The sequence below is a fragment of the Sphingosinicella humi genome (genome assembly GCF_003129465.1).
GTDB classification, from domain to species: Bacteria; Pseudomonadota; Alphaproteobacteria; order Sphingomonadales; family Sphingomonadaceae; genus Allosphingosinicella; species Allosphingosinicella humi.
The window spans coordinates 388049-411971 of record NZ_QFFF01000001.1 but is presented as its reverse complement, the minus strand read 5'-3'; the positions used below and the strand labels follow the sequence as shown (position 1 = coordinate 411971).

The following is a 23923-nucleotide window of genomic DNA, read 5'->3' as shown; positions in this document are numbered from 1 at the left end:
GCACAAGCGCCGGCACCCACACTCGAACGCCTCCGTTCTTGGGTCCCGGCTTTCGCCGGGATGACGTGTCCCTAGAAGCTCGTGCCCAGCCGGACCCCCGCGCCGACGTCCGGCGAGCCCTCCGACAGTCCGGCCGAGCCGTAGACTCCCAGCGACAGACTCTGCGACACACCCGCGTTCAGCCCGGCCGAGACCTGCTGTTCGTCCGGCACCAGCGGGCTTACGCTCTGGGCGTAGCCATAGGCGACATGGCCGCGCACCCTCTTGCCCATCTGCACCGCCGCGCCGGCGCGGGCGGACAGGCTGTCCTGAAGCTCGAAACTCCCCGGATCGCCCGGCATGGTGTAGCCGACGCCGACGAACGGCGTGACTCGGCCGAACGTCTTGGAAAGCTCCGCGCCCACGGCATAGTCGAACTCGCCGGTGCCGAGGCCCTTGGCGGCGGAGGCGGTCGGCACCTTCACCTGTCCCGACAAGGTGAGGCCGACGGCCTCGCTCGGCACGATATAGGCGGCGCCAAGCTCCAGGTCGCCGACCCCCTCGCGGCGCACGCGCCCCGGCGGTTCGGTCGGATCGACGATGATCGGTAGCCCGAGGATGCCGCTGCCGCCGCCGACGACATTGCCCGGCGCATCGACGCGCAGATAGGGGAGGGTCGCGCTGACGATCACTCGGCCCGATTGGACGCGGACGCTCGCCGGAATTTCCCAGGTCTCAATGCGCTCGCCCGTGCCATATTCGCCTTCGCGATAGTCGAGGCCGGTGGAAAGCTCGACCGCCGGCGCTGCAGCGGCCGACGCCGGGATCAGCACCATGGCCGCGAAAAAGATGGATGGAATACGCATGGACTCACTCCCGCTCTGACTGATGGTTCGGGAGAGAAACGAAGGCCGCGGCGGCTTTAATCCCGATCGGCGGCGGGATTTTCCCAGCGGGCTGCCACCGCCGCCCGCTCGGCTTCGGCATCGAGCGGCGCCCCGGCCATCATCTCCTGCGCCGCTTGGAGGATGACGGACGATCCCGCCTGCCGATACTGCGCCTCGCCGCCGCCTTGCGCGGGCGCGGTCATGATGACGCGCCAGTCTTGGCCCTCGCGGCAGGCGAGCCCGGCGAAGGCCGGTGCGTCGAAGGATCGGCAGAAGCGCCCCTGCCGGTCCGCGAAGCTGACGCCGATCCGTGTCGCCGCGCCGGGCGCCTGGGCCGAGGCGAGCTGGCTGTCCAGCGCTTCGGCGAGCCCGCCCTCGGCTACCAGGACGCCGTCGTTCACGGCCAGCGGGTCGCCCCTCTGGAGCGAAACCATCTGCCCCGCCAGCAGGCCGACGGCCAGGCTGGCCGCGATCGTGCCGAGCTGGCGCCACGACGGCCGCCGTCGCTTCTCGCGCGCGGCGCTCAGCGAAGCGACATCCGCCCGTCCGGTCTCGGCGCCCAGCATCGCCAGCAGACGCTCGGGCACCTCCTCGGCCGCGACCGGTCCGTAATGGGCGGCGAGCGTCGCCTTGAGGCGTTCCTGCTCGGCGAGCTTCTCGCGCAGGGTCGGGTCCTTCGCCAGGGCGCGTTCCATCGCCTCGCGTTCGGCGGGTATCAGCTCGCCGTCCACATAGGCCATCAGCTTCTCGTCGTCGGTCATCATGCCGCCTCCAGCCGCCGCACCAGCGCCTGCCGCCCTCGCGTCAGCCGCGACGTCAATGTTCCGATCGGGATGTCCAAAATTTCCGCCGCTTCCTTGTAGGCGAGCCCTTCGACCAGCACGAGCGCGATCACCTCGCGCTGCTCGTCCGGCAGCTCGCCCATCGCCCGATCCACGTCGTACATTTGCACCTTCAGCTCGGCATCGCCTTGGCCCGCCACGTTCATCCCCGCTTCCTCCGGCGCGAATGTCTGGGCGCGGCGGGTCCGCGCCCGCACTTCGTCGATCCAGCAGTTGCGAATGATCCGGTACATCCAGGCATCCAGTCTCGTCCCCGCCTGCCATTGTTCCTTCGCCTTCAGCGCGCGCTCCAGCGCGACCTGGATAAGGTCGTCGGCATCGGCCGCGTCGCGGGCGAGCGAACGGGCGAACCGGCGGAGCCGGGGCAGCAGCGTCAGCAGCTCGCGTTCGAAGGCCTGGACAGGCATCTCCATCTGTCGTCGGGGAGGAAACGGGCGGGGCGGACCGTTTAATCCGCGATACAGGAAAAAAATGCAAAGGAGCCGCCGTCATGAAGCCCGGCCGACACATTGCGACGCTGGCGCTCGGAGCGCTTGCCCTGTTCGGCGCGACCGCGGCCGGGGCCCAGCTTCTGCCGGGCGGTCTCGGGCAGGGGCTTCCGGCCGGTGTCGGACAGGTGATCGATCGCGTTGGCCGCACCGGCATCGACGCGCTCGATAGCGCCACGCGTACCGTCGACCGGATCGGCGAGACCGCCCGCCGTCTTGCCGATAGCCGCCTCGGTCGCATGCGTGATCTGGTCCGCGCTCATCCCGAGGCGCTGGAGATGACGGACGTCGGCCCCGCCGTGCGCGGCGAGATCATCGCCGTCGACCCGGCGCCCGCCACGCTCGCCGCCGCGCGCAGCGCCGGCTTCTCCATTATTGCCGACGAGGATTTCGAAGGGCTCGGTCTCCGCTCCGTCACCCTGGTCGCGCCGCGCGGCCTGTCGCTCGAAGAGGCGATGGAGCGGCTCGAGGATATCGCGCCCGGCGGCGATTTCACGCCCAACCACATCCATCTGCCGAGCGGCGCCGCGTCCGTCACGGGCGCCGCCGCGGCCGCGCTGGCGCAGAGCGGCGGCCGCGTCGAGGCGAAGGTCGGCATCATCGACGGCGGTGTCGGCGCCCATCCTTCGCTCAGCGGCGGCATCGAGCAGAAAGGCTTCGTCGCCGGCGCCCCCGCGCCCAGTGCCCACGGCACGGCGGTGGCATCCCTGGCGGTCGGATCCGGCCCGATCCAGGGTGCCGCGCCCGGGGCGGGGTTGCTCGTCGCCGATATCTACGGCCGCGATCCCAAGGGCGGCAACGCGCTTGCCCTGTCCAGGGCTCTCGCTTTCATGGCCGCGCGCGATGTCCCAGTCGTCGGCGTCAGCCTGGTCGGCCCGGCCAATCCTCTCGTCGCCAGGATCGTCGAGAAGGTGCAAGCGCGGGGGACTCGCATCGTCGCCGCCGTCGGCAATGACGGGCCGGCCGCCCCGCCGTCCTTTCCGGCCTCGTACAAGGACGTGATCGCCGTCACCGGCGTGGATCGGAAGGATCGGGCGCTGATCGAGGCCGGTCGCGCCCTCCATCTCGATTATGCCGCGCCCGGCGCCGACATGGCCGCCGCCGACGTCGCGGGTGGGATCAAGGAAGTGCGCGGCACCTCCTACGCGGTGCCGCTCGTGGCCGCGCGTCTCGCCCGGGCGGGCTCGGTCGCCGCGCTCGATGCCGAGGCCAAGGATCTGGGTCCCAAGGGGCCGGACAAGCGCTTCGGCCGCGGCCTCGTCTGCGGCACCTGCCGGACTCCCGTTCCGTAGAAATTTTTGCCGGGGCCGGATTAAACCGGGAAGCCGTCTCGTTAGCCGGGGTGAGGACTTCGATCGCCTCATCCGAAAGGCAAGGAGACAGGATATGAAATTCAGGCTCGCAACCGTCACGGCCGCGCTCGCGCTCGTCGCCGCGCCGGCCTCCGCACAGCTTCTTGGCGGCGGCGGACTTGGCGGAACGCTGGGCGGCACCGTCGGCGGCACGCTCGGGGGCACCCTCGGCAATCCCGTCGGCGGACTCGGCAACGCAACCCAGGGCGCGGTGAGAAGCTCCACCGCGACCCGCATCGATCGCAATGTCGACACCCGCTCGGGCAGCGCCAGTGCCGGCGGCAGCGCCTCCGGCTCCGTCGCCGGTTCGGTGACCAGCGCCACCTCGTCGCTGCTGGGGTCCGGAAACGTCTCGGCGAACGCCGACGCCGGCGCCTCGGGCAATGCCGGCATCGGTGTCGAGGCCGTCGGCACGGACGCGGTGCGCGGCGCGCTCGATAGCGCCGTCGGCACGGCCGCGGAGGTAGCGGGAGGCGCGGCGACCGGCGCTGTCGGCACCGCCGGATCCGCTTCCGGCTCCGCCTCGGGCGCGGCGTCGGGCGTCGCCAATGCCGGCCTCGGCTCGCTCGCCGCGGCGGGATCGGCGGCCGCCAATTCGGCCGGCGCCGTCTCTGTCTCGCCGGGCATGATCGTCCGCGACACGAGCGGGCGCGCCATCGGCACCGTCAACCAGGTCCGCGGCACCGCGAACGGCGCCGTCGATACGGTTCTGGTTGCCGTTGGGGATCGGGTCGCGGCGCTGCCGGCGGACAATTTCAGCGTCTCGGGCGAGGCGCTGGTCTCGGCGATGAGCCGCGGCGAGATACAGGGCCAGGCGGACTGACGCCGCTGCCAAGGCAGTATCGCAAGGGCTCGGGGCGTCCGCTCCGGGCCCTTTTTCGTGGGCGCCGCCCGCTGCAACGCCGCAATTCATCGTCTTTTCAGCGGTATCGGTCGAATCGGCCTTTTGGCGGCGGACGTAAATCCATGCTATAGGCGCGCGCTTCGCGGGAGGGAGGCGTCCTGCTTGAAACTTGTGATGTGGCGAACCGACAGGGGGTGCCGGAGGTCCAGCGCGGCCTCGGTGGCGGGTTCGTTCCGTGGAGTCGCTGGATGTTGACAGCCATCAGGTCCTTGCCGGTCCCGAGTCTCGACCGCCGTCATTGGCCGACGACCTTGGTGCTCGCTACGCTGGTGGGGCTGTATCTGATCGCCGGGCTCAATGTGATGGGCGTGACCGGCATCGAGAGCCGCGCCGTGGCCCGGGTGGCGCCGGACCTGCCGCGCGCCCTGCGTCAGGTCGCCCCGCCCGCGCCGGAGCCGCTCGAATTCCGCCATGTCGACCCCAATGACGCCGTCGCCTTCAACGCCTCGATTCCGCTCGTCGACGGCCCCAATCCCGCCGCGCGCGCCTTCGACCAGCGCTCGCACAGCGCGGCCGATTACCAGCGGGCGCTCGAATGCCTCGCCAACGCCATCTATTACGAGGCCGCGACCGAGCCGCTGGAAGGCCAGCGCGCCGTCGCCCAGGTGGTGCTGAACCGCCTCCGCCACCCCGCCTACCCGAACAGCGTCTGCGGCGTCGTCTATCAAGGCTCGGAGCGCGCCACCGGCTGCCAGTTCACCTTCACCTGCGACGGCTCGCTCGTCCGCGCCCCGATCGCGCCCTATTGGCAGCGCGCCAAGAAGGTCGCGGAGGAAGCGCTCGCCGGCAAGGTCTATGCCCCGGTCGGCTATGCCACCCATTATCACACCAACTGGGTGGTCCCTTATTGGAGCTCGACCCTCTCCAAGGTCGCCAATGTCGGCACCCACATCTTCTACCGCTGGGCCGGCGGCTGGGGAAAACCCGCCGCCTTCACCGATCGCCACAGCGGCAGCGAGCCCGCCCTCGCCGCGCCCGCGCGTCTCGCGGCCCTGACCCGATCGAACGGGTCGGCGGAGGGCGCTGACGCGCTCGCCGCCAAGGCGGCCGAGGAGGCGGGGGAGGGCGGCGCCAGCATCGACAGCTTCCAGCGCGCCGTCCTGCGCCGCTACGAGCCCGCCAGCCGCGAGGGTGTCGCCACCGTGCTGGCCGCCCAGACCCGCAGTGGCGCTGCCGTCGCCGCCGCCCACCGCTGGGCACTCACCGGCGCCGGCGCGGACGAGGCGGCCCAGGCGCCGCTCGGCCAGTCCGCCCCGGTAAAGGTCGAGCCGCCGCAGCCCACCTGCCTCGCCGGCGTCAAGAAAGCGCCGGCCGAGGGCGCCCCGTCCCAGCCGCTCGCCTGCTAGGCTTCCTTATCCCGCCGCTTTGGCCTATGGCCTCCTCATCCCCCGGGGGACCGCACGCATGCGGTTGAGAGGCGGCGCTGACACGGCCCGCGACCCGTTGAACCTGATCCGGCTGACACCGGCGTAGGGAGGGCGTTCGGCACATCCGATCTCCCTCCAGTGAAGAGGAGACGATCCATGGCCGACATTCCCGCCCGCACCGAACTGAAGGTCACCACCGGCCCCATCCGCGGCAGCCGCAAGATCTACGTGGAGGGTAGGGACGGCATGCGCGTCGCCCTGCGCGAGATTGACCTCGAGCCCTCCTCCGGCGAGCCGCCGCTGCGCGTCTACGACTGCTCCGGCCCCTACACCGATCCCGACGCCCGCATCGACATCATGGCCGGCCTCCCGGAGCTTCGCCGCGACTGGATCCGCGGCCGCGGCGACGTCGAGGAGGTGACCCAGCGCGAGGTCCGTCCCGAGGACAACGGCCAGCTCGGCCCCGACCGCTCCGGCGGCGTCCAGCCTTTCCCCAACGTCCGCCGCAAGGTCCTGCGCGCCAAGCCCGGCGCCAACGTCAGCCAGATGCACTATGCGCGGAAGGGCATCATCACTCCCGAAATGGAATATGTCGCCATCCGCGAGAATCTGGGCCGCGAGCAGATGCGCGACCACGTGCGCGACGGCCAGGATTTCGGCGCCTCAATCCCCGATTACGTCACCCCCGAATTCGTCCGCGACGAGGTCGCCCGCGGCCGCGCCATCATCCCCAACAACATCAACCACCCGGAATCCGAGCCGATGGCGATCGGCCGCAACTTCCTGGTCAAGATCAACGCCAATATCGGCAACAGCGCCGTCGCCTCCGACGTCGCTTCCGAAGTCGACAAGATGGTCTGGGCGATCCGCTGGGGCGCCGACACGGTCATGGACCTCTCCACCGGCCGCAACATCCACGACACCCGCGAATGGATCCTGCGCAACTCGCCCGTCCCGATCGGCACCGTCCCCATCTACCAGGCGCTTGAGAAGGTCGGCGGCATCGCCGAGGACCTCACCTGGGAGATCTTCCGCGACACCTTGATCGAGCAGGCCGAGCAGGGCGTCGACTATTTCACCATCCACGCCGGCGTCCGCCTGCCCTACGTGCCCATGACCGCCAAGCGCGTCACCGGCATCGTCAGCCGCGGCGGCTCGATCATGGCCAAATGGTGCCTCGCCCACCACCAGGAGAGCTTCCTCTACACCCGGTTCGAGGAAATCTGCGAGATCATGAAGGCGTACGACATCGCCTTCAGCCTCGGCGACGGCCTCCGCCCCGGCAGCATCGCCGACGCCAACGACGAGGCCCAGTTCGCCGAGCTAGCGACACTAGGCGAATTGACGCAGGTGGCTTGGAAACACGACGTCCAGGTGATGATCGAGGGCCCCGGCCACGTGCCGATGCACAAGATCAAGGCCAACATGGACAAGCAGCTCGAAGCCTGCGGCGAGGCGCCCTTCTACACGCTTGGGCCGCTCACCACCGACATCGCGCCCGGCTACGATCACATCACCAGCGCGATCGGCGCCGCGATGATCGGCTGGTTCGGCACCGCGATGCTCTGCTACGTCACTCCCAAGGAGCATCTCGGCCTCCCCGACCGCGACGACGTCAAGGTCGGCGTCGTCACCTACAAGCTCGCCGCCCACGCCGCCGACCTCGCCAAGGGCCACCCCGCGGCGAAAATGCGCGACGACGCCCTAAGCCGCGCGAGGTTCGAATTCCGCTGGCGCGACCAGTTCAACCTCAGCCTCGATCCCGACACGGCCGAGCAATATCACGACCAGACGCTCCCGGCCGAAGGCGCCAAGACCGCCCACTTCTGCTCCATGTGCGGCCCCAAATTCTGCAGCATGAAGATCACCCAGGAAGTGAGGGACTTCGCCGCGAAGCAAAATGCGAGCGCGGACACCTTCCTGGCAGCCTCCCCCAGCCTCTCTCCCCTTGCGGGAGAGAGCGACTCAGCGCAGCTGAGCGGAGAGAGGGGTCGCCTCGACGAAGTCGAGGCGGAGAAAGGCATGGCCGAGATGAGCGAGAAATTCCGCGAGAAAGGCGGCGAAATCTACCTCCCGGCGGCTGAATAGAGTCTAGGAGCCAGGCTCGCCTCGGCTTTCCTGAAGCACGAGGCGAGCCCGCCTTCTTCCGAGCGCCACCAGCGTAAGCCCCACCGCAAGCGCCGCCAGCGCCAGCAACAGGTTCGGGTCGAAACCAGTCGCCCATTCCAGCAAACCGATGAGCGGCAGCGCGAGACTCCCCGCCACGATCATCCAGCCCACGATCCTCGGTGTCCAGCGGGTCGACTCCATTCCCAGCTTCTCGATAAGCGGGCCCACGGCCTCCGGCTGCTTGTTGATGGCTTCGCGGATCGTCCGGTTCGAAATCCAGTGACGGATGAGTTCCACAACGGCGCGCAGATACAGGTAGAGGATGAACAGCACCCCAAGCGGCAAAAGCAATTCGATCATCCCGGCCTCCCCTCGCTCGAAGATGCATCGCCTTGCCGACACAGGCAACCCGATCCCAATCGCCCCCAGTCGCGCTCGCGAAGGCCAGCGGCGTTCGCCCGCGCGATCTGGCCCGGCTCGGGGAGGAAGGCCGAGGGTCCCTTAGCGCTTGCGCACGAACTCCGCGCGCAGCACCAGCCCCTTGATCCCCTCATATTTGCAGTCGATCTCCTGGGGATCGCCCGTCAGCCGGATCGACTTGATCAGCGTGCCCTGCTTCAGCGTCCGGCCCGCGCCCTTGACCTCAAGGTCCTTGATCAAGGTCACCTGGTCGCCGTCGGCCAGCAGATTCCCAACCGCGTCGCGCACCTCGACCGCCCCCTCGGCCGCCCGCTTCGCCGCCAGCTCGGACGCCGGCATCCACTCGCCGCTCTCCTCGTCGAACACATAGTCGTCACTGCCGGGCATGTCGGGTCTCCTGTGAGGGGCCGCATACACAGGCGTGGAGCTGTTTGGCCAGTCGGGATGGCGGGGTGCGACCCTGCCTAAGCCGCGCCCGCTCCGAATTCCGCTTGCGCGACCAGTTCAACCTAAGCCTCGTCCCCGACACCGCCGAACAGTATCACGACCAGACCCTTCCCGCCGAGGGAGCCAAGACCGCCCACTTCTGCTCCATGTGCGGGCCGAAGTTCTGCAGAATGAAAATCACGCAAGAGGTAAGAGACTTCGCGGCGAATCAAAATGCGAGTGCGGACACGTTCATAGCGGCCGAGGAGGCTGAGGCCGGGATGGCGGCGATGAGCGAGAGGTTTGGGGAGGTTGGGAGCGAGATATATGTCGGCGCGGGCGGCCGCGAGCATGACTGAGATTGCTATGACTACGCTAAATTGAGAGACACTTAGCATGTATGCCTACATCGACGAGACCGGGAACACGGGAGCGAACCTTTTCGATGACGCTCAACCCCTATTTCTTACTGCGGCACTTATCACGAAGACGGATTTCGACTTAGCGTATAAGCGTGAATATGATCGGATTTGCCGCCGGATAGGGGTACCAGCGCTCCATGCATCCGAGCTTGGCTTTGGGCCTCTTGAAGAGGTCGCAGACGACTTGTTGAAGTTATTGAAGAAGGCGGATGCTCGGTTTTTTATTTCGCGCGTGGAGAAGCGGTATCTCCTTGCGACTAAGATCTTCGATACGTTTTTCGATAGCGGCGAGAACCCGGCAGTCCCTTGGCAGACTTATAACATTCGGCCCTTGAGGCTGATTCTGGCGTTCAAGGTGGCCTTTCTCCTGGATGAGCATGTCGCGAAGCTGTTCTGGTCTATGCTCATGGAACGGTCGGAGGTGCGGGCGCGCGCCTTAATTCCGGAAATATGCCAAGCGATAATAGACAGAGTTGACCTCCTTCCAGACAAGCGCTCGCGACAGGTCATCACCGACGCCCTGGAATGGTCAAAGGCGCATCCGGAGGGCCTCGATTTTCATCAAGCGGGCAGGCAGGCTAAGAATGGCCATATGCCCAATATGGTCGCGTTCACCAATTTGCTTGATGGGCTTGAGGATCTGTCGAAGAAGTGGAAACGCCCTGTTCGCCGAATCCGGCATGACCGACAATCTCAGTTTGAGAGCACGCTTGCCGAGTGGCATAAAATGGTTGCGAATGCTCTGCCAGACCCAATCCACTTGCCTGGTGAAACGCGGGTCTTACGAAAGGTCCACAATTCGGATTTTGAGGTTTCTGCCTCTGATAGCAGTCCCGGCATTCAGGTAGCTGATTGCATCCTGTGGATATTCAAGCAGTTTCTGGCCGGCCGAGACATTCCCTATCGCTGCGCAAGGCTTCTTAACTTTGCCATGAGGCGAGGAATGCAGAGCGACTTCTCGTTTGAAGGCGTCAGTCGGGCAATGCAGGAGCAGTTCGGGCCTATGCTCAATGCGGAAGTTACCGAAGAGCAACTTGAACGCGCAAGGGAGCTGCAGGAGCGATACGAGGCGATCCGGTTGGATAATATCGCAGCTTATGATCGTGATGGCCTCATGCCCTTTGAACGGCAGGCATTGTCGCAGGGGACTGAGCGGGGCCCCGCCGCCAGCCGTTGAGCTCACCGGAGCCTGACAAGGGCTCGATGTGTCAGTTGCGGCCTTTTTCTTCTTCGGTTTGTTCGGTTCAGCATACTTGCCAGCGACCGCTTGGGCTTTAAAATTCTCAGGGTCTGCCTTGTATCGGGTGAAGTCCTCGATCGAATTCTGTGTCCGGTCGCGGTAGACCCTGAGACTCTTCGACCGCTAACGAGGCCGAGCAATACGACCCGAAAGATACAATGTGAACCTGACCGAACTCCTCGTCCCCACCTACCGCAACATGCTCCGCGGCCTGGGCGGGCTGCTCGACAAGGCGGAGGCGCAGCGTGGGGCCGACGGCGCCGAAGTCTTGCTGCGGGCGCGGCTCGCGCCGGACATGTTCCCGCTGGCCACCCAGATCCGCTTCGCCTGCGTCCAGGCGCAGGAGGCGCCGCTGCGCCTGATGGGCCGGCCGCTGGAGGGGCTCGACGCGCTGCTCGACGAGGGCCGGGGTGCCGGCGACCGGCCCGGCACCCTGGCCGCCGCCCGCGCCCGCATCGACGAGGCGTTCGCCTTTCTGGGCGGCCTCGCCCCGGACGCGCTCGATCAGGCGCCCGCCGGGGACCCGCTCGCGCTCACCCTGCCGATGGGCCTCACCTTCGATCTCACGCGGGAGCAATTCGCGCGCGACTGGGCGCTCGGCCAATTCTACTTCCACCTGATGGCCGCCTACGCGATCCTGCGGAAGGAAGGGATCGAGATCGGCAAGGCCGATTACGTGCCGCACATGTTCGCCTATCTGCGCGAACCCGGCCCGCCTCCGGCCGAAGCCTGACCTGTTAGCCGGCGCCGACGGCCCTTGAACGCGGTCGCTTGGATTGTTGGATACAAATAGGATTTCGCCTGTCAGGCTGGCGAATCGGAAGGCGTTTTCCTTGTCCCGGCTCTTTTCATCGTCCGCTCCTCCGTCGCCGCGGCGCGTTCAGGCCCGTCCGGCAAGCCCCATGGCCAGTGCGACCTTTGGTGACCATTCGCGGAAAAATTAGGGTGACCCCGTCACCCCGCCCGCAGGATCTTCTCCATCGCCTTGCCCTTGGCCAGCTCGTCGATCAGCTTGTCGAGATAGCGTATCTCCCGCATCACCGGCTCCTCGACCGCCTCGACCCGCACGCCGCACACCGTGCCGGTGATCGCGGAGCGCGCCGGGTTCATCGCGGGCGCCTCGGCGAAGAAGGTCTCGAAGTCCGTGCCCGCGTCGAGCCGCGCCTGCAGCGCTTGCCGAGAATAACCGGTCAGCCAGCCGATGATCTCATCCACCTCCGCCTTCGTCCGCCCCTTCTTCTCGGCCTTGGCGACATAATGCGGGTAAACGCTCGCGACGCTCGTCGTGTAGATGCGGTGCTTGGCCACTTTTGTGCAGCCTCCGTCGATTGCGGTTGGACAATCCTACGCCATTTCGGGAAGGGCGCCAGTGGAGCGCCCGCTCGCAGGGCGGGGCCGAAAAACGGGAGACGCTGATGGAAAGCATGGAGCTGCACCGCGGCCGCCTGATCGATCATATCCAGCTCGTCGTCGCCGATCTGCGCGCCAGCCGCCGCTTCTACGAGGCGGTGATGGACGTGCTCGAAATCCCGCTCGGCGGCGGCGCGGAGGCCCATTTCTGGTACGACGAATTGTTCGTCTCCTCGGCCGACAGCCCGGAGGCGATGGGAAAGCTCACCGGCCGCCACCATCTCGCCTTCCAGGCCAGGGACCGCGCCACCGTCGACGCCTTCCACCGCGCCGGCCTCGCCGCCGGCGGCACCGACAATGGCGCACCGGGCGAGCGGACCTATCATCCCGGTTATTACGCCGCCTTCCTGCTCGATCCCGACGGCAATAATATCGAGGCGGTCCACCATGGCGAGGCCACGCGCAGCGCGCCCTCGGTGAAGATCAGCTTCTAGCGGGAGCGGGGAGGGTGGGACGCATTGGCCGCCACCGCCGCCCGGACGAGCGCCTTCAGCGCCTCGCCGTCGATCGCATCGCCCTCGCGGATGTCGATCGCCCGCCGCGTGCCGGCGTCGAGGCTGGCGTTGAACAGGCCCGCGGGGTCGTCGAGCGAAGCGCCCCTGGCGAAGGTCAGCTTCACCTTGTCCTTGTAGGTCTCGCCGGTGCAGAGGATGCCTCCATGCTCCCACACCGGCACCCCCGCCGGATTGGAGGGCTTGCGCCACTTCACCGCCTCGACCACCTCCGGGTCCGCCTCCCGGATCAGCCCCCGCACACGGCGCAGCACCTCGCCCCGCCAGTCGCCCAGCCCCTCGATCTTCGCATCGATCAGCTGGGAAGGGTTCTCGTCGCTCATCGTTCTTTCCTCACATCTTCTCATTCGGCAATTGACTGGCCTGCTTCACCCAGTCGGCGAACTGCGTCTCGTCGAGCGCGTCGTCCTCATGGATGTGGAAATAGCGAATGTCCGGATATTTGGACGTCTCGGGCGGCGCCGGCCGCAGCGACGCGCCTTGGAAGAAGGTCACCTTCACATAGCGGTCGAAGCAATGAAAGCTGACGAACCAATGGTCCGGCGGGGCATCCGGCGCGCCGTAGAGGGGCGAGTTCCACTTCACGCCCTTTTGCACGCCAGGGACGGCGCGCTCGATCAGCGCGTCCAGGCGGCGGCCGACCTCCTGCTTCCACCCCGGCATCGCCTCGATATAGGCCTGCACGGGAGCCTCGCCATGGCCTTTCGGGATCTGCGGGTTCCCGCCCGAAAGGAGGACCGGCTTGGCCGCCTTCGCGGGAGTGTTGGAGCTCTTGTCGGCCATCGCGTTCACTCCTTTCTATAGGCGCACTGACAATGACGCGGCCTTGAGTTATCGAAAAGCCACGTCGACGCGAATGGTCGCTCTCGACAATCCCTCCACCGCGTGAAACAGGTCGCCTCCATGCCCCACTATCTCCTCAGCTACGATCTCGCCGCCGACTATCTCGATCGCCGCCCTGCCTTTCGCGATGCGCATCTGGCTCTTGCGTGGGAAGCCGCGGACAAGGGCGACCTGCTCCTCGGCGGCGCCGTCGGCGATCCCGTCGAGTCCGCCATGCTGATCTTCACCAATCCCGACGCAGCCGCCGCCTTCGCCGCGGCGGACCCTTATGTTCGCGAGGGCATCGTCCGGGCCTGGCGCGTCCTGCCCTGGACCACCGTGGTCGGAAAGGGCGCATCAACCCCCGTCCGACCCTAGCCCGAGAGCCGGCGGCCGGCTGACCGCAATTGCCCCGTCTTGCACCCGGCCTCGGTGCCGGTGCAGGAAGGCGGCTTCTCATCGGGGCCGTGGCTGGGACGCCCCACATCAGGGGAGCCGTCCTGCATGAATCGTCGTCAGTTCCTGTCCACCGCCGCCGCCTTCACCGCCGCCGCTTCCTTACCGGCGATGGTCCGGGCGCGGCCGGCGAGCCGCCTTCGTCTGGGCGTCATCGGCACGGGCATGCGCGGCCAGGTGCTGCTGAAGGAGCTGGCCCGCCGCGACGATGTCGAGGTGGCGGCGCTGTGCGATGTCGAAAAGTTCATGCTCGACCGCGCGCTGAAGCAGGTCGCCGAGGCCGGGAAGCCGGCGCCTGAGGTCTTCACCGGCAGCGACCAGGCCTGGCGGGAGATGCTGGCCCAGGCGCGGCTCGACGGCGTCATCGTCGCCACGCCCTGGGAATGGCACGCGCCGATGGCGATCGAGGCGATGAAGGCCAAGGTCGCGGTCGGCTGCGAGGTCGTCGCCGGCATCACCCTCGACGATCATTGGAACGTGCTGCGCACCCAGCTCGCCACCGGCACGCCCTACATGCTGCTCGAAAATGTCTGCTACCGCCGCGACGTGCTCGCGGTGCTGAACATGGCGCGGCAGGGGCTGTTCGGCGAAATCGTCCATCTGGAGGGCGGCTATCAGCACGACCTTCGCGCCGTGAAGTTCAACTCGGGCGAGCCCGGCAAGGCCTATGGCGGCGGCGTCGAGTTCGGCGAGAAGGGCTGGTCGGAGGCGCGCTGGCGGACCGATCACGGCGTCGCCCGCAACGGCGATCTCTACCCCAGCCACGGCATCGGTCCCTGCGCGATGCAGGCCAACATCCATCGCGGCAACCGCTTCACCCGCCTCACCAGCTACGCCAGCAAGGCGCGCGGTCTGCACGATTACATCGTCGACCAGGCGGGGCCGAGCCACCCGAACGCCAAGGTCCAATTCGCGCTCGGCGACATCGTCCAGACGCAGATCGCCTGCGCCGATGGCGAGACGATCCTGCTCACCCTCGATACGTCGCTGCCGCGTCCCTATTCGCTCGGCTTCCGGGTGCAGGGGACGGAAGGACTATGGATGGACGTCAACGATTCCATCTACATCGAGGGCAAGAGCGAGCCGCACCAATGGGAGCCGGCGCAGCCCTGGCTCGACCGATACGACCATCCGCTCTGGCGGCGCCACGGCGCCCAGGCGGAGGGCGCGGGGCATGGCGGCATGGACTTCTTCGTCATCCACGCCTTCATCGAGGCGCTGAAGGCCGGCGATCCGATGCCGATCGACATCTATGATGCGGTGGCCTGGAGCGCCATCACGCCGCTGTCCGAACAATCGATCGCCAACGGCAACCGCACGCTCGATTTCCCCGATTTCACCGACGGCGCATGGCGGGAGCGGAAACCGATCTTTGCGCTGAACGATCGCTATTAGAGAGGGCGCGCGCGGCGGCTCGCGTCCGCTCAGCGCTGCTTGGCCTTCCACGCCTGCACGGCGGCCAGCGTGTTCTTCACATGGTCGCGCCAGTCCATCGCGCTGTGGACGTAGACGATCCGCCCGTCGGGGGCGATGACGTAGGAGGTGCGGTCGGAAAGCTCCGGCTTCTGCGCCAGGGCGACGTCATAGGCCTTGATCGTCGCCGGGCTGGCGGTGGCGACCGGGAAGGCGTTGCGGCACGCCTCGACCGAGAATTTGGCGAGCGTCTCATAATCGTCCGCCGACAGCCCTATCACCCGCGCGCCCGCCGCCCGAAACTCGTCGGCGGCCTCCGAAAAGGCGTGGGCCTCCAGGGTGCAGCCCTCGGTGAAGGCCTTGGGGAAGAAATAGAGCACCACCGGCCCCTGCTTCAGCTGCTCCTCGAGGTGCAGCCGGAACGGGTTTCCCGCCAGCGCGCCGCGAGTCGTGAAATCCGGCGCTTCCGCGCCCACCGGCAGCGCGGCGGCGGCAGGGACGGCGGCAAGGGCGAGGGCCAGGGTGGAGGCAAGGGCGGCGAGGCGCATCGGGCAATCTCCCATGAAAGGCGCGCGGACTTTAGCCGCAGCGCGGCGGCGCCACCAGCGTCAACTCCACGGCGCCAGGAATGTTGAATTTAGTTGACTCCGTCAACAATGCACTAGCAATTGGTACCATGAGCGATGCCGTGACCGCCCTCCGCGCGTTCAACCGCTTCCACACGCGTTTCGTGGGCGCGCTCGACGCTCATTATATGCGGAGCGACCTGTCACTCGCCGAGGCGCGGCTGCTTTACGAGATCGCGCATCGGGAAGCTCTTACCGCCTCGGAGCTGCAGGCGGAGCTCGGGCTGGATGCGGGCTATGTCAGCCGTCTGCTGCGCCGCCTCCAGGCGCGGGGCTGGATCAGTCGCGGACGAGGCAAGGATGCGCGTCGGCGGCCGATCGCCATCACGCCGGCGGGTCGGGCGGCGTTCGGCGCGCTCGATCGGCGGACGCGGGCGGAGGTGGAGACGCGGTTGGCGCCGCTCGGTACCACCGACCGGGAGACGCTGGTCAAGGCGCTGGAGACGGCGCAAGCGCTGCTCGGCGGCGGCGAAGGCGCGGATTGGACGCTGCGCACCTTCCGGCCCGGCGACATGGGGTTGATCGCCGCCCGCCAATCGATCCTCTATGCCGAAGGCTGGGGCTGGGGCAGGCCGATGGAGATACTGCAGGGCGAGATCACGTCCGCTTTCCTCCGCGATTTTCAGCCGGGGCTCGAGCAATGCTGGGTGGCCGAGCGGGCGGGCGCGATGGCAGGCTCAGTGCTGCTGGTCGATGGCGGCGATAACATCGCCAAGCTTCGCCTCCTCTATGTCGAGCCTTGGGCGCGCGGTCTCGGCATTGGACAGGCGCTGGTCGCCGAATGCATCGCCTTCGCCCGCGCCGCCGGCTACGCGAAGATGCAGCTCTGGACCCACAGCGTGCTCCTCAGCGCCCGCCGCATCTATGCCGCCGCGGGCATGACGATCGTGAAGACCGAAACCCACCATGTCTTCGGCAGGCCGGAGGAAGGCGAAATCTGGGAGATGGCTCTCTAGCCTTTGATATCCAAACCTCGTTCGTCCCGAGCGAAGACGAGGGGGCGCTGGCACGGACTCATCATATACGCCCCTCGACTTCGCTCGGCACCAGCGGCTAGGGGGCGGCATGTCCGATCGTCCGCGTTTTTCCTTCTCCATCTCCGCTACCGATGGCGCCGGACGCACCGGTGTGATTGCCATGAAGCGGGGCGACATCCGCACGCCCGCCTTCATGCCCGTCGGCACGGCGGCCACCGTCAAGGCGATGAAGCCCCAGGATGTGCGTGCGTCCGGGGCGGACATCATCCTTGGCAACACCTACCATCTGATGCTCCGTCCGGGCGCCGAGCGGGTGGCGCGGCTGGGCGGGCTGCACGCCTTCATGGGCTGGGAACGGCCGATCCTCACCGACAGCGGCGGCTATCAGGTGATGAGCCTCTCGGACCTCCGGAAGATGAGCGAGGAGGGGGTGAGCTTCAAAAGCCATCTCGACGGCTCGGCCCATATGCTGACGCCGGAGCGTTCGATGGAGATACAGCGGCTACTGGGCTCCGACATCGTCATGGCGTTCGACGAGTGCACGCCCTTTCCCGCCACCCGCGACGAGGCGGCGCTGTCGATGGAACGCTCGATGCGCTGGGCCAGGCGTTCGCGCGACGGCTTCGATGCCGGCCAGGATCATGCCTCGGTCTCGGCCCTGTTCGGGATCCAACAGGGTTCGATGCACGAGGATCTGCGCCGCATCTCCGCCGATCGGCTGACCGACATAGGCTTCGACGGCTATGCGGTGGGCGGCCTGGCGGTAGGCGAGGGGCAGGATGAAATGTTCCGCGTGCTCGATTTCGCCGTGGGCATGCTTCCCGCCGATCGGCCCCGCTATCTGATGGGCGTCGGCAAGCCTGACGACATCGTCGGCGCGGTCGAGCGCGGCATCGACATGTTCGACTGCGTGCTCCCGACCCGCTCCGGACGCACCGGTCAGGCGTTCACGCGCGACGGGCCGATCAACATCAAGAACGCCAAGCATGCGGAGGACCCGGAGCCGCTGGATCCCGACTGCCACTGCCCCGTCTGCGGCCAGTGGAGCCGCGCCTACCTCCACCATCTGATCCGCTCGGGCGAGATATTGGGCGCGATGCTGATGACCGAGCACAATCTCAACTTCTACCAGGCGCTGATGGCGGACCTGCGCGCCGCCATCGCAGAGGGCCGCCTCCGCGCCTTCGCCGACGATTTCAGGGCTCGCTATCTCCGCGGCTAGGCGGCGTTCGCCAGCGGCAGCAGTTCGGCCGTCCTGACGACATCGCAGAACTCGTAGGCGAGGGTCGCGACGTGGGCGTCGTGGATCGCGCGGCCGGGAATGATCCCGCCCTGACCGTCCGGCAGATCGAAACAGTCGGAGGCGTCGGCGACCAACACCATCTTCCACCCGAGATTGGCGCCGGTGCGGATGGTGGTCGAGACGCACATGTCGGTCGAGATGCCGAACGCCACCACCGTCTCGGCGCCAAGCCGGCGCAGCCTCAGGTCCAGGTCGGTGCCGATGAAGGCGGAATTGACGCTTTTCGAGACGACCGGCTCACCGGCAAGAGGCTCGAAGCCGGGGCGGAAGTCGTTGCCGGGCTGGCCGGGCGTGAAGGGAGAGCCCGGCTGCACCGAATCGTGGCGGACATGGATGACCGGCCTGCCCGAGGCGCGCCAGTCGGCGATGAGGGCGAGCGCATTGGCTTCGAAATCCGGGTTCCATCTTTTGGGCCAGCGCGGATCGTCGAAGCCTCGCTGAATGTCGATGGGCAGCAGCACAGCCCGGCCGAGGTCGAGTGTCATGAGCGGTCTCCTTTCGACGCCATCCTTGCCGACCCTTTCTGCCGCTTTCATTAGGCAATAAGACGGAAGCGCCGGCAGAATGCCGGTCGGGGAAGGCGGGAAGATGGACGATAAGGACAGGCTGCTGCTCACTCTCCTCAAGCGCGATGCCCGGCGTCCGATCGTCGCCCTTGCGCGCGACCTCGGCCTGTCGCGGACCGCCACGCAGGAGCGTCTGGCCAAGTTGCAGGCGTCCGGCGCCATCGCCGGCTTCACCCTGGTCGAGGGCAGCGCCGTCGGAGCGCGCGAGAGTGCCTGGCTGATGCTGCGCCTCGAACCCGGCCGGCGCTGCGCCGACATCGTGCCGAAGCTGAAGCGCATTCCCGCCATCGCCACCATCCATTCGGTCGGCGGCGCCGTCGATCTGATTCTCCGAGTTGACGGCGACAATGTCGCCGCCATAGAGGACGCGCGCGCCGCAATCGCCGCGGTTCCCGGCGTGGGCGAAGTCTCAACGCACATCGTCCTGGAACGTCATCTCGGCTGAGGAAAAGATGAAGATCGAAATGCTCATCGACCGCGAAGCGGCCGAGCGGAGCGGCGCCGACGCCGTCACCCGCCTTACCGAGGCGGCCACTCGCGCCACCTTCTATCGCGACAACCTCACCGAAGCGCAGATCGCTTCCAACCGCCGCATCGTCGCCATCAGCGCGCCGACCTGCCTGGCCGCGGCATCGAACGCGCATCAGCATTTCGTCGCCGCCTTCGTCGATGGCGCCTTCGCCGGCTATGTGATCGCCACCGTTCATGCGCCGGACAATCGCGAGCTCGACTGGATGATGGTGCATCCCGATTTCCACGGCACGCCCGTTTCGGCCGCGCTGATGGAGGCTGGGATCGATTGGCTAGGGGCGAAGCGGCCCCTCTGGCTCAATGTCATCCGCCACAACGAGCGGGCCATCCGCTTCTATCGCAAGTTCGGATTCGAAGTGGACGCCGACGCGGTGACGGACCATGTCATACCCCATGCGATCATGAGGCGGGCGCCGCGCTGAGCGGTGCCGGCCGGCACCGCCATTCAACTGTCACATTCCGGCATTCGTCGAGTCCCGGAAGCGCCCGCGGCCTGACACGGCGTTCCTCCATCAAGCCCCCGCAGTCATGCACGAACAGGGGCTTTCTAATGGACAGTTCAAACCTTTTCCCGGTCGGCTATTCGGACGGAGACGTCGACACCAACCGCTCCGGCAATCCGACCTTCGCCAGCATCGTCGGCGAACGCTATTCGCGGCGCCAGACCCTGTTCGGGGGCGTCGCGGCGCTGACCATGGCGACCGTTTCGACTGGGCTGCTGGCCGCTTGCGACGACGGCAACGGCAACAGCGACGTCACCGTCGATGCCGGCGAGGACGCGCAGACCAGCGCCGGACGAGTGGTCGTCCTGAGCGGCACGACCGACGGCGATCCGGATTCGGCGGAATGGGAGCAGGTTTCCGGCCCGAAAGTGACGCTGACCAACGCCGATTCGGCCACCGCCAGCTTCATCGCGCCGAGCGTGGAGGAATCGACGCCGCTGGTCTTCCGCTTCAGCGCCGCTGACGCGCGAGGCCGCGAGGTCTCGGACGAAAGCACCGTCACGGTCACTCCCGCGCGCCTCGGTTTCGACGCGGTATCGAAGAGCCTTGAGGACAAGGTGATCGTCCCGGCCGGCTATAGCGTCACCGTCCTTTACCGGCTGGGCGATCCCATCAAGGGCGGTGTTCCGGCCTATGCCAATAATGGCGGCGACAGCGGCTTCGACGACCGTGCCGGCGACCATCACGACGCGCTTTTCTATTACGGTCTCTCCGCGAGCGGGGACCGGGACGATGCGAACAGCAATCGCGGGCTCCTGGTCATGAACCATGAGAACATCACTCAGGATTTCCTGCATCCGAACGGCCCGACCCCGGCGCCCCGTCCGGAATCGGAGGCGCTGAAGGAGATGGAGGCCCATGGCGTCAGCGTCGTCGAGGTGACCCGCGACGCCGCCGGCGGCTGGAGCTATGTCCAGGGCTCGGCGCTCAACCGCCGCGTCACCCCGCTCACCGAAACCGAGCTCAGGGGGCCGGCCGCCGGCAGCGATCAGATGCGCACGCGCTTCTCGCCCGACGGCACGCGCGGCCGCGGCACGATCAACAATTGCGCCAACGGCTACACGCCCTGGGGCACGAACCTCACCTGCGAGGAGAATTGGGCCTTCTACTTCCGGCGCGACGAGGGCGACGATGCAGCCCGGACTCCGGCGGAAGCGACCGCGCTCGGCCGCTACGGCGTCAGGGCGGGGAACGGCGGCAATTTCGCCTGGACGACCGTCCAGCCCGCCGACCGGAGCAGCACCGCCTATTCCCGCTGGAACGCCACGGCCGATCCGGAGGCGGCCGATGCGACCGGGGATTTTCGCAACGAGCCCAACCAGTTCGGCTGGGTCGTCGAGATCGATCCCTACGATCCCTCGAAAGCGCCCCGGAAGCGCACCGCGCTCGGCCGCCTCGGCCATGAAGGCTGCTGGCCGGGCCTGTTCAGCGACGGCGCCCGCCCGGCCTTCTACATGGGCGACGACGGCCGCGGCGAATATATCTACAAGTTCGTCTCGGCGGCGGCCTGGTCGGCGGGGGATGCCCGGGCGGACGACCGGCTCGCCATCGGCGACAAATATCTCGACCGGGGGACGCTCTATGTGGCGCGGTTCAACGCCGACGGCACGGGCGATTGGCTTCCGTTGATCTTCGGCCGGGGACCGCTCACGCCGGGCAATGCGTCCTATCCCTTCCGGGATCAGGCGGACGTGCTCATCCACGCCCGTCTCGCCGCCGACGCCCTCGGCGCCACGCGGATGGACCGGCCGGAATGGAGCGCGACCAACCCGGTCACCGGCGAAATCTACTTCACCCTCACGAACAACAGCGCGTCGGGGCGTCCGCTGAACGGCACGGACGCCGCCAATCCACGCCACTATAATGATCCGACAACCGACGGCGAGGACCAGCGGGGCAATCCCAACGGCCACATCCTGCGTCTCAAGGAAGCGAACGACAGCGGGGAGGCGACGCGCTTCGCCTGGGACGTCTACGCCTTCGGCGCGGGGGCCGATCTCGACTCCGGCAACGTCAACCTTTCGGCGCTGGACGCCAGCAACGACTTCTCCAGCCCGGACGGCCTCTGGTTCTCGCGCGCGACCAACGCCGCGGGAAAGGTCAATCCGCTGCTGTGGATCCAGACCGACGACGGCGCCTATACCGACGTCTCCAACTGCATGATGCTGGCCGCCCAGCCGGGCAGGCTAGGCGATGGCGGGCCGGTCACCATCACCAATGTCGGCGCCGACGGGGCCATGGCCGCGCAGTCGACGATCGTCGGCGCGGCGCCCGGGACCAATCTGCGCCGCTTCCTGGTCGGGCCGAAAGGCTGTGAGATCACCGGCATCGATTCGACGCCCGACGGCCGCGCGCTGTTCGTCAACATCCAGCATCCGGGCGACGACGGAAACGGCCACTGGCCGGCCACCCAGACCGACAGCGGTGCCACCTCTCGCCCGCGCTCGGCGACGATCGTCATTACCAAGGACGACGACGGAGTCGTCGGCCTGTAGCTATGCTCCGCCTCCACTTTCGTCCGCGTCCGAATCCTGCTTAGATCGGCGCCCGGCGGAAGTGGAGGCGAGACGATGACGACCCGAGTAGCACGATGCGCCTGCGGCGCCCTGAGCGCGACCTGCACCGGAGAGCCGGTTCGCCGCTCGGTCTGCCATTGCCTGGATTGCCAGCGGCGGACCGGCGCTCCCTTCGCCTTCAACGCGACGTTCCGCGAGGATCAGGTTCGTATCGACGGGGAGAGCGCCGTCTTCACCCGCACCTCCGAGGAAGGTTTTTGGGGGCGGTTTCATTTCTGCCCGCGGTGCGGCTCCAACGTCCATTATGAGATCGAGCGGCGGCCAGGCATGGTGAGCATTCCGGTTGGCGCCTTCGCCGATCCGTCCTTTCCCGAGCCGACGGTGTCAGTCTACGACGAGCGGCGGCATCCGTGGCTGCGGATCGAGACCGATCCGCCGATCCGGCAGGAATAGGGCGTTCAGCCTCCGAGGCCCTGGGCGAGGAAGCTCGGCACCGGGCCATTCCAGCCCTCGTCGGCCGGTTCCGGTTCCTTGTCGCGCCGGGCCGTGTCGCGAGCTTCGGACTCGCGCTTCGGCTTGCGCTCTTCGGGCCGACCCCTGGGCTCGGCCGCTTTCTTGGCGCGCGGCTTGCGGGCGGGCTTATCTTCGGCCGGTTCGGTCGCCTCGGCCGGTTCACGCGCGCCCTCAATCGGGGGAATGGGCGCGCCGATCAGCTTCTCGATCGAGGCGATCGCGTCGCCATCTTCCTTGGTGGCGAGGGTGATGGCCACCCCAGTCTTGCCGGCGCGGCCGGTGCGGCCGATGCGGTGGACATAATCGTCGGGCTGCCACGGCACGTCGAAGTTGAAGACGTGGCTGACGTCCTTGATGTCGAGCCCGCGCGCGGCGACGTCGGACGCGACGAGGATGTTGATCTCGCCCGCCTTGAACCGGTCGAGCTCCTTGATCCGCTCCGCCTGCTCCATGTCGCCGTGGATTGGTCCGGCGGCGAAGCGCCGGCGCTTGAGGCTGGTGGTGAGCTCGCGCACCATCGACTTGCGATTGCAGAAGATGATCGCGGTCTTGACGTCCTCGCCGCGGAGCAGCTCGACCAGCGCCTCCTTCTTCCTGCGGGGATCGACGCGCACCAGCCGCTGGTCGATCGAGGCATTGGCCGTGGCCGGGCGGGCGACCTCGATGGTCTTCGGGTGGGTGAGGAACTTGTCGGCCAGCTTCTTGATCGGCGCCGGCATGGTCGCCGAGAAGAGCAGGGTCTGCCGCTTGGCGGGCAGCTTGGTGCAGATATCCTCGATGTCGGGAATGAAACCCATGTCGAGCATGCGGTCCGCCTCGTCGATGACGAGGAGGTCGCAGCCGGTCAAAAGGATGTTGCCGCGCTGGAACAGGTCCATGAGCCGCCCCGGCGTCGCGATCAGCACGTCGACGCCCTTTTCCAGCGCTTTCACCTGGTCGCCCATGGAGACCCCACCGATCAGGAGCGCCATCGAAAGCTTGTGGTGCTTGCCGTACTTTTCGAAATTCTCGGCGACCTGGGCGGCGAGCTCGCGGGTCGGCTCCAGGATCAGCGAGCGCGGCATGCGCGCGCGGCTGCGGCCCTGGGCCAGGATGTCGATCATCGGCAGGACGAAGCTCGCCGTCTTGCCCGTGCCGGTCTGAGCGATGCCGATGATGTCTTTCCCCATCAGCACGGACGGGATGGCGCCGCGCTGGATCGGAGTCGGCTCGTCATAGCCCGCTTCGCTGACGGCGCGTAGCAATTCGTCTGAAAGGCCGAGATCGGCGAAAGTCATGCGGGTTCCGGAAATGGCGCTTAGTTGGAAGCTGCGTAGGGTGCGGCTTGTGCGAAGCGGCG

General features: G+C 67.3%; 26 protein-coding genes, 1 pseudogene and 1 riboswitch. Of the genes and pseudogenes, 16 read left to right on the top strand and 11 right to left on the bottom strand.

Annotated elements, in window-relative coordinates:
- Positions 1 to 71 precede the first annotated feature (71 nt).
- From DF286_RS02040 to DF286_RS02030, 3 genes are read right to left on the bottom strand one after another with little or no spacing between them, the layout of a single operon-like run.
- Entirely contained in the window at positions 72 to 845 is a 774-nt protein-coding gene (locus DF286_RS02040; protein WP_109269922.1) for a transporter, read from the bottom strand.
- A 56-nt stretch (positions 846 to 901) separates the two neighbouring features.
- Entirely contained in the window at positions 902 to 1630 is a 729-nt protein-coding gene (locus DF286_RS02035) for an anti-sigma factor family protein (protein ID WP_109269921.1), read from the bottom strand.
- On the bottom strand, positions 1627 to 2115 hold the full coding sequence (locus DF286_RS02030) for a sigma-70 family RNA polymerase sigma factor (RefSeq protein ID WP_109269920.1): 489 nt from the start codon (positions 2113 to 2115) through the stop codon (positions 1627 to 1629). Before DF286_RS02030 ends, DF286_RS02035 begins: the two co-directional genes overlap by 4 nt.
- 83 nt (positions 2116 to 2198) lie before the next feature.
- Here DF286_RS02030 and DF286_RS02025 point away from each other — a divergent pair, with 83 nt between their 5' ends.
- The 4 genes from DF286_RS02025 (at position 2199) to thiC (ending at position 7907) form a co-directional block, all read left to right on the top strand.
- Complete coding sequence (locus DF286_RS02025) at positions 2199 to 3488, top strand: S8 family serine peptidase (protein ID WP_109269919.1); 1290 nt, start codon at positions 2199 to 2201, stop codon at positions 3486 to 3488.
- 94 nt (positions 3489 to 3582) lie between these two features.
- Positions 3583 to 4371, top strand: a complete 789-nt coding sequence (locus DF286_RS02020; protein ID WP_109269918.1) for a hypothetical protein — start codon at positions 3583 to 3585, stop codon at positions 4369 to 4371.
- Positions 4372 to 4640: 269 nt separating this feature from the next.
- Positions 4641 to 5798, top strand: coding sequence for a cell wall hydrolase (locus DF286_RS15275; protein WP_243444684.1), 1158 nt, complete (start codon positions 4641 to 4643; stop codon positions 5796 to 5798).
- Positions 5799 to 5831: 33 nt separating this feature from the next.
- Positions 5832 to 5945, top strand: a riboswitch (TPP riboswitch).
- Between the two features lie 30 nt (positions 5946 to 5975).
- Complete coding sequence (gene thiC, locus DF286_RS02010; protein WP_109269917.1) at positions 5976 to 7907, top strand: phosphomethylpyrimidine synthase ThiC; 1932 nt, start codon at positions 5976 to 5978, stop codon at positions 7905 to 7907.
- A 3-nt stretch (positions 7908 to 7910) separates the two neighbouring features.
- On the opposite strand, the gene DF286_RS02005 is transcribed toward thiC, so the two are convergent.
- Complete coding sequence (locus tag DF286_RS02005; protein ID WP_109269916.1) at positions 7911 to 8288, bottom strand: hypothetical protein; 378 nt, start codon at positions 8286 to 8288, stop codon at positions 7911 to 7913.
- A 141-nt stretch (positions 8289 to 8429) separates the two neighbouring features.
- Positions 8430 to 8735 carry an alkylphosphonate utilization protein gene (locus tag DF286_RS02000; protein WP_109269915.1) on the bottom strand — a complete coding sequence of 102 codons (306 nt, stop codon included), beginning with the start codon at positions 8733 to 8735 and terminating at the stop codon, positions 8430 to 8432.
- Positions 8736 to 8812: 77 nt separating this feature from the next.
- Here DF286_RS02000 and DF286_RS01995 point away from each other — a divergent pair.
- From DF286_RS01995 to DF286_RS01985, 3 genes and pseudogenes are all read left to right on the top strand, one after another.
- Positions 8813 to 9133: pseudogene (locus tag DF286_RS01995) on the top strand (phosphomethylpyrimidine synthase ThiC); the annotation flags it as partial.
- Positions 9134 to 9170: 37 nt separating this feature from the next.
- Positions 9171 to 10373: a DUF3800 domain-containing protein gene (locus tag DF286_RS01990; protein WP_109269914.1), complete on the top strand. Its 1203-nt coding sequence runs from the start codon at positions 9171 to 9173 to the stop codon at positions 10371 to 10373.
- Positions 10374 to 10596: 223 nt separating this feature from the next.
- Positions 10597 to 11169: a DUF1993 domain-containing protein gene (locus tag DF286_RS01985; RefSeq protein WP_109269913.1), complete on the top strand. Its 573-nt coding sequence runs from the start codon at positions 10597 to 10599 to the stop codon at positions 11167 to 11169.
- 221 nt (positions 11170 to 11390) lie between these two features.
- On the opposite strand, the gene DF286_RS01980 is transcribed toward DF286_RS01985, so the two are convergent.
- Positions 11391 to 11744 (bottom strand): DUF2200 domain-containing protein, encoded by a 354-nt coding sequence (locus tag DF286_RS01980; RefSeq protein ID WP_109269912.1) that lies wholly within the window; start codon positions 11742 to 11744, stop codon positions 11391 to 11393.
- 107 nt (positions 11745 to 11851) lie between these two features.
- Between DF286_RS01980 and DF286_RS01975 the strand changes: the two genes are divergently transcribed.
- Positions 11852 to 12280: a VOC family protein gene (locus DF286_RS01975; RefSeq protein ID WP_109269911.1), complete on the top strand. Its 429-nt coding sequence runs from the start codon at positions 11852 to 11854 to the stop codon at positions 12278 to 12280.
- Here the strand turns inward: DF286_RS01975 and DF286_RS01970 are convergent.
- Positions 12277 to 12681, bottom strand: coding sequence for a DUF1801 domain-containing protein (locus DF286_RS01970; RefSeq protein WP_207789988.1), 405 nt, complete (start codon positions 12679 to 12681; stop codon positions 12277 to 12279). The genes DF286_RS01975 and DF286_RS01970 overlap by 4 nt on opposite strands.
- A 10-nt stretch (positions 12682 to 12691) precedes the next feature.
- Positions 12692 to 13141: a DUF1801 domain-containing protein gene (locus DF286_RS01965; RefSeq protein ID WP_109269909.1), complete on the bottom strand. Its 450-nt coding sequence runs from the start codon at positions 13139 to 13141 to the stop codon at positions 12692 to 12694.
- 120 nt (positions 13142 to 13261) lie between these two features.
- On the opposite strand from DF286_RS01965, the gene DF286_RS01960 reads away from it, so the two are divergent.
- Both DF286_RS01960 and DF286_RS01955 read left to right on the top strand, forming a co-directional pair.
- Positions 13262 to 13558, top strand: a complete 297-nt coding sequence (locus DF286_RS01960; protein ID WP_109269908.1) for a YciI-like protein — start codon at positions 13262 to 13264, stop codon at positions 13556 to 13558.
- A gap of 126 nt (positions 13559 to 13684) precedes the next feature.
- Positions 13685 to 15031, top strand: a complete 1347-nt coding sequence (locus tag DF286_RS01955; RefSeq protein ID WP_109269907.1) for a Gfo/Idh/MocA family protein — start codon at positions 13685 to 13687, stop codon at positions 15029 to 15031.
- A 29-nt stretch (positions 15032 to 15060) separates the two neighbouring features.
- Here DF286_RS01955 and DF286_RS01950 read toward each other — a convergent pair whose 3' ends face one another.
- On the bottom strand, positions 15061 to 15597 hold the full coding sequence (locus DF286_RS01950) for a peroxiredoxin (RefSeq protein WP_109269906.1): 537 nt from the start codon (positions 15595 to 15597) through the stop codon (positions 15061 to 15063).
- A gap of 128 nt (positions 15598 to 15725) precedes the next feature.
- Between DF286_RS01950 and DF286_RS01945 the strand changes: the two genes are divergently transcribed.
- Together DF286_RS01945 and tgt are read left to right on the top strand one after the other, a co-directional pair.
- Positions 15726 to 16631: a bifunctional helix-turn-helix transcriptional regulator/GNAT family N-acetyltransferase gene (locus DF286_RS01945; RefSeq protein WP_109269905.1), complete on the top strand. Its 906-nt coding sequence runs from the start codon at positions 15726 to 15728 to the stop codon at positions 16629 to 16631.
- A 109-nt stretch (positions 16632 to 16740) separates the two neighbouring features.
- The gene (gene tgt / locus DF286_RS01940; protein WP_109269904.1) at positions 16741 to 17874 is read left to right on the top strand and encodes a tRNA guanosine(34) transglycosylase Tgt; all 1134 of its coding nucleotides are present in this window, start codon (positions 16741 to 16743) and stop codon (positions 17872 to 17874) included.
- Here the strand turns inward: tgt and DF286_RS01935 are convergent.
- Positions 17871 to 18440 (bottom strand): cysteine hydrolase family protein, encoded by a 570-nt coding sequence (locus tag DF286_RS01935; protein ID WP_109269903.1) that lies wholly within the window; start codon positions 18438 to 18440, stop codon positions 17871 to 17873. The genes tgt and DF286_RS01935 overlap by 4 nt on opposite strands.
- A gap of 103 nt (positions 18441 to 18543) precedes the next feature.
- Between DF286_RS01935 and DF286_RS01930 the strand changes: the two genes are divergently transcribed.
- The 4 genes from DF286_RS01930 to DF286_RS01915 all read left to right on the top strand — a co-directional run bounded on the left by DF286_RS01930 (position 18544) and on the right by DF286_RS01915 (position 22524).
- Entirely contained in the window at positions 18544 to 18966 is a 423-nt protein-coding gene (locus DF286_RS01930) for an Lrp/AsnC family transcriptional regulator (RefSeq protein WP_109271924.1), read from the top strand.
- A gap of 7 nt (positions 18967 to 18973) precedes the next feature.
- Complete coding sequence (locus DF286_RS01925; protein WP_109269902.1) at positions 18974 to 19474, top strand: GNAT family N-acetyltransferase; 501 nt, start codon at positions 18974 to 18976, stop codon at positions 19472 to 19474.
- 128 nt (positions 19475 to 19602) lie between these two features.
- Positions 19603 to 22050: a PhoX family protein gene (locus tag DF286_RS01920; protein WP_109269901.1), complete on the top strand. Its 2448-nt coding sequence runs from the start codon at positions 19603 to 19605 to the stop codon at positions 22048 to 22050.
- Between the two features lie 75 nt (positions 22051 to 22125).
- Positions 22126 to 22524, top strand: a complete 399-nt coding sequence (locus DF286_RS01915; protein WP_109269900.1) for a GFA family protein — start codon at positions 22126 to 22128, stop codon at positions 22522 to 22524.
- Between the two features lie 5 nt (positions 22525 to 22529).
- On the opposite strand, the gene DF286_RS01910 is transcribed toward DF286_RS01915, so the two are convergent.
- Positions 22530 to 23861 carry a DEAD/DEAH box helicase gene (locus DF286_RS01910; protein WP_109269899.1) on the bottom strand — a complete coding sequence of 444 codons (1332 nt, stop codon included), beginning with the start codon at positions 23859 to 23861 and terminating at the stop codon, positions 22530 to 22532.
- Positions 23862 to 23923: the final 62 nt, after the last annotated feature.

Excerpts from the sequence above, each read along its gene's own strand:
- DF286_RS02040 (WP_109269922.1), bottom strand. The coding sequence starts at position 845 with ATGCGTATTCCATCCATCTTTTTCGCGGCCATGGTGCTGATCCCGGCG.
- DF286_RS02035 (WP_109269921.1), bottom strand. The coding sequence starts at position 1,630 with ATGATGACCGACGACGAGAAGCTGATGGCCTATGTGGACGGCGAGCTG.
- DF286_RS02030 (WP_109269920.1), bottom strand. The coding sequence starts at position 2,115 with ATGCCTGTCCAGGCCTTCGAACGCGAGCTGCTGACGCTGCTGCCCCGG.
- DF286_RS02025 (WP_109269919.1), top strand. The coding sequence starts at position 2,199 with ATGAAGCCCGGCCGACACATTGCGACGCTGGCGCTCGGAGCGCTTGCC.
- DF286_RS02020 (WP_109269918.1), top strand. The coding sequence starts at position 3,583 with ATGAAATTCAGGCTCGCAACCGTCACGGCCGCGCTCGCGCTCGTCGCC.
- DF286_RS15275 (WP_243444684.1), top strand. The coding sequence starts at position 4,641 with ATGTTGACAGCCATCAGGTCCTTGCCGGTCCCGAGTCTCGACCGCCGT.
- thiC (WP_109269917.1), top strand. The coding sequence starts at position 5,976 with ATGGCCGACATTCCCGCCCGCACCGAACTGAAGGTCACCACCGGCCCC.
- DF286_RS02005 (WP_109269916.1), bottom strand. The coding sequence starts at position 8,288 with ATGATCGAATTGCTTTTGCCGCTTGGGGTGCTGTTCATCCTCTACCTG.
- DF286_RS02000 (WP_109269915.1), bottom strand. The coding sequence starts at position 8,735 with ATGCCCGGCAGTGACGACTATGTGTTCGACGAGGAGAGCGGCGAGTGG.
- DF286_RS01990 (WP_109269914.1), top strand. The coding sequence starts at position 9,171 with ATGTATGCCTACATCGACGAGACCGGGAACACGGGAGCGAACCTTTTC.
- DF286_RS01975 (WP_109269911.1), top strand. The coding sequence starts at position 11,852 with ATGGAAAGCATGGAGCTGCACCGCGGCCGCCTGATCGATCATATCCAG.
- DF286_RS01970 (WP_207789988.1), bottom strand. The coding sequence starts at position 12,681 with ATGAGCGACGAGAACCCTTCCCAGCTGATCGATGCGAAGATCGAGGGG.
- DF286_RS01965 (WP_109269909.1), bottom strand. The coding sequence starts at position 13,141 with ATGGCCGACAAGAGCTCCAACACTCCCGCGAAGGCGGCCAAGCCGGTC.
- DF286_RS01960 (WP_109269908.1), top strand. The coding sequence starts at position 13,262 with ATGCCCCACTATCTCCTCAGCTACGATCTCGCCGCCGACTATCTCGAT.
- DF286_RS01955 (WP_109269907.1), top strand. The coding sequence starts at position 13,685 with ATGAATCGTCGTCAGTTCCTGTCCACCGCCGCCGCCTTCACCGCCGCC.
- DF286_RS01950 (WP_109269906.1), bottom strand. The coding sequence starts at position 15,597 with ATGCGCCTCGCCGCCCTTGCCTCCACCCTGGCCCTCGCCCTTGCCGCC.
- DF286_RS01945 (WP_109269905.1), top strand. The coding sequence starts at position 15,726 with ATGAGCGATGCCGTGACCGCCCTCCGCGCGTTCAACCGCTTCCACACG.
- tgt (WP_109269904.1), top strand. The coding sequence starts at position 16,741 with ATGTCCGATCGTCCGCGTTTTTCCTTCTCCATCTCCGCTACCGATGGC.
- DF286_RS01935 (WP_109269903.1), bottom strand. The coding sequence starts at position 18,440 with ATGACACTCGACCTCGGCCGGGCTGTGCTGCTGCCCATCGACATTCAG.
- DF286_RS01930 (WP_109271924.1), top strand. The coding sequence starts at position 18,544 with ATGGACGATAAGGACAGGCTGCTGCTCACTCTCCTCAAGCGCGATGCC.
- DF286_RS01925 (WP_109269902.1), top strand. The coding sequence starts at position 18,974 with ATGAAGATCGAAATGCTCATCGACCGCGAAGCGGCCGAGCGGAGCGGC.
- DF286_RS01920 (WP_109269901.1), top strand. The coding sequence starts at position 19,603 with ATGGACAGTTCAAACCTTTTCCCGGTCGGCTATTCGGACGGAGACGTC.
- DF286_RS01915 (WP_109269900.1), top strand. The coding sequence starts at position 22,126 with ATGACGACCCGAGTAGCACGATGCGCCTGCGGCGCCCTGAGCGCGACC.
- DF286_RS01910 (WP_109269899.1), bottom strand. The coding sequence starts at position 23,861 with ATGACTTTCGCCGATCTCGGCCTTTCAGACGAATTGCTACGCGCCGTC.